Genomic DNA, 8,752 nt, shown 5'->3' with positions numbered 1-8,752 from the left:
GCTGCGCAAAAGTAAGCAAAACGCTCTTGCCCCACCACTCGGTGCCTCGCCTAGGCTCGGCATGCCCGCAGCCAGGCATTGCTCCGTGGGCCCGCCGCGATCGGCCATCCATGGCCGTGTCGCGGCTACCCCGGCATCCTGCCGGGGTGCCCACTGCGCAATACCTGCCTGCGGCCATCGTGGTTAACGGGGCGCCTAAGATCAAAAGCCAGATCAAAAACAGAGCAACAGCAAAGCCAGAGCGCGAAGCTGCATTCCCCTGTAGGAGCTGGCTTGCCTGCGATGACGGCAGGTCAGCCAACAGATTCATCGACTGATACACCGTCATCGCGGGCAAGCCCGCTCCTACAGGGTACGCGTACGCTTCGACGATCAGGTCGGCTGTCAGGCCGCCTCGCTTTGCTTGTGATTTTGATCTTAGGCGCCCCGTTAAACCACGCTGGCCGTCATCCGATATTGATTTGGGGGGTAACCCGGCAGGACGCCGGGTTAGCCGCGCTGGGCCAGGGATGGCCCATCGCGGCGGCCCCCCAAATCAATATCGGATGACGGGCACACCGAGCCTAGGCGAGGTGCCGAGTGGTGGGGCAAGAGCCCTTTGCTTACTTTGGGGCTTTTCCAAAGTGAGCCGCTGTAAGGGCGGAACCCTAAGTGGCCATGACCGCAGCAACGGATATGTACACACACCCAAAAGTGCGAGCGGCGTAGAGACTCATGCCGATCGCAGCCAAGCCAGCTCCCACATTGAAGCGCATTTCACAGACCGATCTGCGATTGTCACACTACAATGCCCCTCCACCCCCTCCGGAGCCGACATGGACATCGAACTGGCACGCACTTTCCTCGAAATCACCCGCTGCGGCAGCCTGGCCGCAGCCGCCGAGAAGCTGCACGTCACCCAGACCGCCATCACCGCTCGCGTGCAAAAGCTCGAAAGCCAGCTCGACAGCACCCTGTTTGTGCGCAACCGCGCCGGGGCGCGGTTGACGGCCGATGGCGAGGCGTTTGTGGTGTATGCCAATCAACTGGTGCAAACCTGGGAAGCGGCGCGCCGTGACCTGCCGTTGCCCGAGGGTTATCGCAATGTGCTGCATATCGGCGGCGAAGTCAGCCTGTGCAACCCGTTGATGCTCGGTTGGGCCAAGGCCCTGCGCGAACACATCCCCAGCCATGCGCTGCGCACCGAAGTGCGTGACGGTGAATACCTGTTGCGCCAGCTGGAGTTGGGCGTGCTGGACGCCGCGCTGGTGTTCCAGCCGCAGTACTGGCCGGGGTTGCAGGTGGAGCAGGTGCTGGAGGAAAAACTGATCCTGGTGCGCCTGGCCAGCCGTCCCGATCCCTATGTGTATATCGACTGGGGCCCGGGCTTTCGCCAGCAACACGACGCCGCCCTACCGGACAAGGCCCGCGCCGCCGTGAGTTTCAACCTCGGGCCGCTGGCCTTGCAGTACATCCTGGAGAATGGCGGCAGCGGTTATTTCCGCACGCGGGTGGTGCAGAGTTACCTTGAAAGCGGGGTGATGGAACGCGTGCCCAAGGCCCCGGAGTTCAGTTTCCCGACTTACCTTGTGTACTCGCGCGAGCGTGATTCGGCGATCCTGCAACAGGCCCTGGTGCTGCTGCGCGGGGTGGTCAAGGCCGAGAGCGATTGGTCACAGCGTTGGGATCCGGTGCTTTGAACCGGTGCCCATGTTAGCCTCCTGATGTTTTCTCCTGGTCCCACCTGCCGATGAACAAGAAAAAATCCGTCACCATCAGCGACATCGCCAAACGGGTCAACATGACCACCATCACGGTGTCGCGGGCGTTGAGCAAACCCGATCTGGTCAAGCCCGCCACCCTGGCGCGGATCCTTGAGGTGGCGCGCGAGCTGGACTACGTGCCCAACGCCTTCGCCCGCGGTCTCAAGCGCAGCGAAAGCCTGATCATCGGCGTGATCACCGCGTCAGTGGACAACCCGTTCTACAGCGAAATGATCAAGGCGATTTCCCGCGAGGCGAAAAAGCACGGCTACACCATCATGCTGGTGGACACCGACGAGCTGGAGGAATTGGAAAGCAAGGCCGTGGACACCCTGCTCGGTTATCGCGTGGCGGGGATCATCCTCTCGCCGGTCTCCGACGAGCCCGACTACCAGCCCGATTACCTGGAGCGCCTGGGCAACGGCAAGACCCCGGTGGTGCTGCTCGACCGCACGATCCACGACAGCCCGTTCAGCCGCGTGGTGCTGGACAACTACCACAGCGGGATCGAGGCCGCGCAGTACCTGTTGCGCCACAACCCTGCGCTCAAGCGCCTGCTGGTGCTGACCGGGCCCGAGCATTCGCGCATCACCGTAGAGCGCCTCAAGGGCCTGCGCGAAGTGCTCGCCGAGCATCCCCAGGTGCAGGTCCAAGTGTGCGCCGGCGACTACACCTTGATGCCCTCCTACCTGCACACCCTCGACTACCTGGCCGCCCACTGCGCGCCGGATGCGATCATGGGCTTCAACCAGTTGATCACCCTGGGCGCCCTGCGCGCCTTGCGCATGCACAATATCCCCCACGACAGCCTGACCATCTGCGGCATCGACCGCCTGCCGTTTGCCGATATCTTCGGCGTGCCGATTGCCTGCGTGGCCCACGATGCGTCGCTGGCCGGCAGCAGTGCGGTGCGCCTGTTGCTCGACCGCCTGCAAGACCCGTACAAACCCCGGGACAAGGTGGTGATCGCCGGCAAGCTGGAGAACGGCTAGCGGCTGGTGTAGCCGCCATCGATCGGCAGGCTGACCCCGCTGATCATGCTCGCCGCGTCACTCAACAAAAACAGCACCGGCAACGCCACTTCCCGGGGTTGGGCAAAGCGCCCCAGGGGAATCGCCGCCAGGGCCGGGTCGCGCTTGGCCGGGTCGGCCCAGGCCTGTTGCGCCATGGGCGTGAGGGTCACGGTGGGGTTGACGCTGTTGACCCGGATCCCGAAACGTCCCCATTCGGCACATTGCACACGGGTGATCGCATCCAGGGCGGCCTTGGACGCGCAATAGCCCAGATGATCGTCCAGCGCCACCAGCGAGGCCTGGCTGGAGACGTTGACGATACTGCCGGCGATACCTGCCGCAATCATCGCCGCCGCCACCCGGCTGGCGACTTGCGCGGCGGCGCGGGCGTTGACGTTCATCACCTGGTCGAAAGCGGCGCTGCTGATCGCTGCTGCCGGCTCCAGGCGCGAGATCCCGGCGCAATTGACAAGGCCGTGCATCGGCGGCAGGTCCTTGAGGGCCAGGTCCAGGGCGGTGCTGTTGGCGATGTCCAGGCACAGGGTTTCACAGCCCAATAGGGACAGGGCCTGGGCGTCACGGCCGATGGCGCAGACCTGGGCGCCGCTGGCGATCAGTTGCAGGGCGATTTCCCGGCCAATGCCGCTGGTGGCGCCGGTGACGAGGATGCGTTGGTGGGTGAAATCGAAGGTGGTGGTCATCAATGAATATCCCAAAGCAATAGAGAGCCCATGTGGGAGCTGGCTTGCCGGCGATGGCGGCGTGTGCGCCAACACATTGGTGACCGATACACCGCTATCGCAGGCAAGCCAGCTCTCACATTTTGGTCCGTGTTCACTTAACTCGTTTGCAGGCTGTGCATCACCGGCTTGAGTGCCGGATACAGCTTCAGGTAGTCCGCAAACGCCCGGTCATACGCCTGTACATTCTCAGCCCCAGGCTCAGCCCGCAGCTCCAACTGCACCCACCCCTGCGCCATCTGCCCCTCGTCCACCAACCCCACCGCATGCGCCGCCAACAACGCCGCGCCCAGCGCCGCCTCCACTTCCTGGACGATGGTGTACACCGGGTAACGGGTGACATCCGCGATAATCTGCATCCACAAATCCGAATGGCTCGCGCCACCCACCACGATCAGCCGAGGGTCCAGGGAGTGGGCGCCGCGCATGCCCGCCTCGATGTTGTGCCGCAGGGCAAAACTCACGCCTTCGAGCACCGCGCGGTACAGGTGGATGCGGCTGTGATACAGGTTCAGGCCAACAAAACTGCCGCTGGCCTGGTCATCCCACACCGGGCTGCGCTCACCCATCAGGTACGGCAAAAACAACAGCCCTTCACTGCCCGCCGGGATCTGGCGCGCGCTCTGTTCCAGCAGCCACAGGCTGTCCTGGCCGGTGTCCCGCGCCTGTTGCTCCTCGGCCTGGCAGAACTGCTCGCGAAACCAGCTCACCGAGGCCCCGGCGGTAATCGCGCCGCCAAAGATGTACAGGTCCTGCTGGCCGTTGTAGACATGGGGCATGCTCACCAGGCCATGCCGGGCATCCACCTGCTGGTTGAGGTAGCCCCAGCACATGCTGGTGCCGATCATCGCCACGTGGTTGCCCGGCTGGGTGACACCGGCCGCCAGGGTCGCCATGGCCGCATCGACGCCCCCGGCCAGCACCGGCATGCCCGCCGCCAGGCCCAGGCGTTGTGCCCATTCCGGCAGCAGGCCGCCCACCACTTCGCCCGAATACAGCAAGCGCTCGGGCATCATCGCCAGCGGGATATCCAACGCCGCCAGCATCTCGGCCGACCAGCCGCGCGCGGCCACATCGTAGACCCCACCGATATTGCCGGCGCTGCTGTGATCCACCGCCACCTCACCGGTCAGGCAGTAATTGATGTAGCTGTTGGGCGGCAACAGGTAGCGGGTGTTGGCCCAGACCTCGGGCTGGTGCTGCTTGAGCCAGAGCATTTTGGTGAAACCGTAGTAGCTGTCCAGCGAGTTGCCGGTGACCGCGAACAGGCGCTCCAGGTCGACCTGCTCGCGCACCCAGGCCACCTGCTCGCCGGCGCGGCGGTCCATCCAGATCAGGCAGGGGTGCAACGGTTTCATGGCGCCATCCACGGCTATCCCCGAGCCGCCGTACAGGCTGCTGATGCACAGCGCCTTGACCTGTTCTTTGGCGACCCCGGACTTGCCCATGCACTCGGCCACACAGGCCTGCACCGCGTCCAGCCAGACCTGTGGCCATTGCTCGGCCCAGCGCACTTTTGGCGTGTCCACGCGATAGCCCTGGCTGTGCTGGGCGATGATCCGCCCCTCGCCATCCACTAACAGCGCCTTGGTGCTCTGGGTGCCAATGTCCACGCCAATCACGTATTTCATACTCATTGCCCCGGCTTGAGCAGCACCTTGATCGACTTCACCGAGTTGGCCAGGTCGAACGCTTCGGCCCAGTTATCCAGGGGGAAGTCATGGGTGACGATGCCCTTGGACGTCACCAGGCCACGCTCGAACAGGTCGATGGCCACCGGGTAGCAATACGGCCCCAGGTGCGCGCCGCGTACGTCCAGTTCCTTGCGGTCGCCAATGATTGACCAGTCGGCACTGGTCTCGGCGCCGAACACGCTGAACTCGACAAAACGCCCCAGCTTGCGGATCAACTCCAGGCCCTGGGTCACGCCGGCCGGCACGCCGGTGGTCTCGATATACACGTCGCAGCCGTAGTTGTCGGTCAGGCCATTGATGATCGCGCGGGCGTCGTCCCGGGCGGGGTTGATCACTACATCGGCGCCGTATTTTTTCGCCAACGCCAGGCGTTCGTCGACCATGTCGATCACCACCAGTTTTTTCGGGGTCTTCAGCGCGGCCACCTGCACCATGCACAGGCCCAGGGTGCCGGCGCCGGCGATCACCACCACGTCATCGAGTTGCAGGTCGCCACGGTTGACCGTATGGATCGCGCAGGCCATGGGCTCGATCAACGCCGAATCCTCCAGGGACACCGCCTCGGGAATCTTGTGCACGATGGCGGTCTTGGGGATGCGCATGTACTGGGCCATGCCGCCTTCGGCCACTTCGCGCTGGAAGCCGAAGATGTTGTGCACCTCGCACATCCAGTACTTGCCGGACTTGCAGAAGCGGCACTTGCCACAGGGCACGATCTGCTCGGCGATCACCTTGTCGCCGACCTTGACCTCGAAGTGTTCCTCGGCGCCCTCGCCCACTTGCTCCACATAGCCGAAAAACTCGTGCCCCGGCACCACCGGCGCCTTGACCCACGGGTTGTCGCCGCCCCAGAACATCGCCGCGCCCGAGTGGCATTTGCAGTCACTGGCGCAGATCCCGCAGGCGGCAATGCGGATCACCAGTTCATTGGGCCGCGCCTGGGGTTTGCTGATGCGCTCCAGGCGGTAGTCTTTGGGGCCGTGGCAGACGACGGCTTGCATTTGGCTGTGCTTTTCCATGAGGTACTGACCTTTATTGAAGATGAGAGAGCCCGTCGCGGCCACGGCGGCCGCGTTGAGGTACTGCGTTTTTTTACTTGTGGCGCTGACGGCTGATAAAGATCGCCAGCAAAATAATTGCGCCCTTGATCACGCTCTGCACATAGGGCGAGACCCCGAGCATGTTCAGGCCATTGTTCAACACGCCCAGCAGCATGGCGCCAAGCAAGGTGCCGACAATCACCCCGCGCCCACCGGCAATCGAGGCACCGCCCAGGACCACCGCGGCAATCGCATCCAGCTCAAAACCGATGCCGGCGTTGGGCTGGCCGCTCATCAGGCGTGAGGTCAGCACCAGCCCGGCAATCGCTGCGGTCAAGCCGCTGATGCCATACACCAGCAATTTGAAACGCGCCGCGCGCACCCCGGACAGGCGCACCGCTTCTTCGTTGCCGCCAATGGCGTAGATGTAGCGACCGATGCGCGTGTGTTGCAGCAGCACATAGGCCACCAGGTAGGTGACCAGCATGATCAGGATCGGCACCTGGATCCCCAGCAGGCTGGCGCGACCAAAGAAGCCGAACCACTCCGGCAGCCCGGAAATCGGGTAGCCATCGGTGTACATCAGGCCAAAGCCACGGGCGATGCCCATGGTCGCCAGGGTGACGATGATCGGCGGCATATGCAGGTACGCCACGAACAACCCGTTGCCGATACCAAACGCCACGCCAATCAGCAGCCCGGCGCCAATCGCCAGGCCCGGCGGCAGGCCCGCGACCATCAGCCCGGCGGTCAAGGTGCCGGACAAGGCCATCACCGGCCCCACCGACAAGTCGATGCCACCGGTGAGGATCACGCAGGTCATGCCCACCGCGATGATCGCGTTGATCGACACCTGGCGGGCGATGTTGGACAGGTTGCTGGCGGTGAGGAAGTTGTCGCTGGCCACGATCATCACTGCCGTGACCAGCAACAGCCCGATAAACGGATAAAACGCCGGCGAGCGCACCAGCCGCGCCAGGTTCGGGCGTATCCCCTGGGTGCCTGCGCGGTTAATGGACGTATTCACTTGAGCCCCCTGTTGCATGGCGCATGACCTCTTGTGGGTTGACGGCAGACGCTTCCAGTACCTTGACGATGGCGCCCTTGTGGAACACGGCGACGCGGTCGCACATGCCGATGATTTCCGGCAGTTCGGAGGAAATCATGATGATTGCGTAGCCTTGCTCGGTGAGTTTGCGCATCAGCGCGTAGATCTGCGCCTTGGCGCCGACGTCGATGCCACGGGTGGGTTCGTCGAACACCAGCACGTCGCAGTGATGGTTGATCCAGCGCGCGATCACCACTTTTTGCTGGTTGCCGCCACTGAGGTTGAATACCCGGCTTTCGCCGCTCGGCGCCTTGATCGACAGCTGCTGCATCAGCTCATCGACACTGGCGCACTCCTTGCCCTTGTCGATCAGGCCGCTGGCGCCCTGGTACTTGTGCAGGTTGTTGATAGAGATGTTTTCACGAATGCTGAAATCGGTGATCAGGCCCTCGCTCTTGCGGCTTTCCGGCAACAGGCCGATCCCATGGGCCAGGGCCTGGGCCGGGTCGTCGAGGCTGACCTTTACCCCGCGCAGCCATACGTCCTTGGTCACCGACGCCAGCGCGCCCATCATGCCCAGGGCCAGCTCGGTGCGGCCCGAGCCGACCAGCCCGGCAAAACCGAGGATCTCGCCCTGGTGCAGTTGGAAGCTATTGTGCGGGCCATTGCGCTTGAGCTGGATGTCCTTGACCTCCAGCAGCAATGGCCCACGCTCGGTGCTGGGTTTGGGTGGGAAACTGCACTCCAGGCGCCGGCCGACCATCATTTCCACCAGGCGGTCGATGTCGCTGTCGGCCACGTCGGTGACGCCGGCATTGCCGCCGTCGCGCAACACGCTGATGCGGTCGCACACCTGGAAAATTTCTTCCAGGTGATGGGAGATGAAAATCACCGCCACACCCTGGCGCTTGAGTTCGCGCATGATCTCGAACAGCAGTTCGGCCTCGCTTGGCGTGAGGGTCGCGGTGGGTTCATCGAGCACCAGTAGCCGCGCATCCAGGGCCAGGGCCTTGGCGATCTCGACAAACTGCTGCTCGGCCACGCTCAGGTGCTTGACCGGGCATTGCAGGTCGATGCTCACCCCAAGCCGTTGGAACAGTGCCTGGGCGGCTTGCTGCATATCGCGCTTGCGCAGCAGGCCGAAGCGGTTGTTCAGTTCATGGCCGAGGAAGATGTTTTCTACCGCCGTGAGGTAGGGAATCAGGCTGAACTCCTGGAACACAATGCCGATGCCGGCGGCAATCGCATCACGATAGGTCGCGAACTGCTGCGCCTGGCCATCGATCAGGATGCGCCCTTCGTCCTGGTGCTCGACCCCGCCGAGGATTTTCATCAGGGTCGATTTACCCGCGCCATTTTCCCCGAGCAAGGCATGAATCTCGCCACGCTCCACTTGCAGGTTGATGGACTTGAGGGCCTGCACCCCGGGGTAGCGTTTACAGATGTTTTCCAGTTGCAAAAGACTGCTCATGCCG

At 63.5% G+C, this 8,752-nt stretch carries 7 protein-coding genes; 2 read left to right on the top strand and 5 right to left on the bottom strand.

The genetic code is table 11. The features are described 5' to 3' along the window. Nucleotides 1–815 precede the first annotated feature (815 nt). Together HBO19_RS16490 and HBO19_RS16485 are read left to right on the top strand one after the other, a co-directional pair. Nucleotides 816–1,679, top strand: coding sequence for a LysR family transcriptional regulator (locus HBO19_RS16490; protein WP_169956860.1), 864 nt, complete (start codon nt 816–818; stop codon nt 1,677–1,679). 50 nt (nt 1,680–1,729) lie between these two features. After that, nucleotides 1,730–2,734: a LacI family DNA-binding transcriptional regulator gene (locus tag HBO19_RS16485; protein ID WP_169956861.1), complete on the top strand. Its 1,005-nt coding sequence runs from the start codon at nt 1,730–1,732 to the stop codon at nt 2,732–2,734. Here the strand turns inward: HBO19_RS16485 and HBO19_RS16480 are convergent. The 5 genes from HBO19_RS16480 to HBO19_RS16460 form a co-directional block, all read right to left on the bottom strand. Beyond that, on the bottom strand, nt 2,731–3,456 hold the full coding sequence (locus HBO19_RS16480; RefSeq protein ID WP_170057868.1) for an SDR family oxidoreductase: 726 nt from the start codon (nt 3,454–3,456) through the stop codon (nt 2,731–2,733). The genes HBO19_RS16485 and HBO19_RS16480 overlap by 4 nt on opposite strands. Nucleotides 3,457–3,593: 137 nt before the next feature. Continuing rightward, nucleotides 3,594–5,126, bottom strand: a complete 1,533-nt coding sequence (locus HBO19_RS16475) for an FGGY-family carbohydrate kinase (RefSeq protein WP_169956884.1) — start codon at nt 5,124–5,126, stop codon at nt 3,594–3,596. A 2-nt stretch (nt 5,127–5,128) separates the two neighbouring features. Continuing rightward, a complete protein-coding gene (locus HBO19_RS16470; protein WP_170057867.1) occupies nt 5,129–6,208 on the bottom strand; it encodes an alcohol dehydrogenase catalytic domain-containing protein in 1,080 nt (359 codons plus the stop codon). A gap of 73 nt (nt 6,209–6,281) precedes the next feature. Next, nucleotides 6,282–7,274, bottom strand: coding sequence for a ribose ABC transporter permease (locus HBO19_RS16465; protein ID WP_170057866.1), 993 nt, complete (start codon nt 7,272–7,274; stop codon nt 6,282–6,284). Next, nucleotides 7,240–8,748, bottom strand: coding sequence for a sugar ABC transporter ATP-binding protein (locus HBO19_RS16460; protein WP_170057865.1), 1,509 nt, complete (start codon nt 8,746–8,748; stop codon nt 7,240–7,242). The genes HBO19_RS16465 and HBO19_RS16460 overlap by 35 nt, the downstream gene beginning before the upstream one ends. Nucleotides 8,749–8,752: the final 4 nt, after the last annotated feature.

This window comes from Pseudomonas sp. WS 5021, from assembly GCF_012985535.1.
Taxonomy (GTDB): Bacteria; Pseudomonadota; Gammaproteobacteria; order Pseudomonadales; family Pseudomonadaceae; genus Aquipseudomonas.
Note: the sequence above shows the minus strand (reverse complement) of the source record. Positions and strands in the feature narration are given on the sequence as shown.

Coding starts and splice junctions, on each gene's coding strand:
- HBO19_RS16480 (WP_170057868.1), bottom strand. CDS start 3,456: ATGACCACCACCTTCGATTTCACCCACCAACGCATCCTCGTCACCGGC.
- HBO19_RS16465 (WP_170057866.1), bottom strand. CDS start 7,274: ATGCAACAGGGGGCTCAAGTGAATACGTCCATTAACCGCGCAGGCACC.
- HBO19_RS16470 (WP_170057867.1), bottom strand. CDS start 6,208: ATGGAAAAGCACAGCCAAATGCAAGCCGTCGTCTGCCACGGCCCCAAA.
- HBO19_RS16460 (WP_170057865.1), bottom strand. CDS start 8,748: ATGAGCAGTCTTTTGCAACTGGAAAACATCTGTAAACGCTACCCCGGG.
- HBO19_RS16490 (WP_169956860.1), top strand. CDS start 816: ATGGACATCGAACTGGCACGCACTTTCCTCGAAATCACCCGCTGCGGC.
- HBO19_RS16475 (WP_169956884.1), bottom strand. CDS start 5,126: ATGAAATACGTGATTGGCGTGGACATTGGCACCCAGAGCACCAAGGCG.
- HBO19_RS16485 (WP_169956861.1), top strand. CDS start 1,730: ATGAACAAGAAAAAATCCGTCACCATCAGCGACATCGCCAAACGGGTC.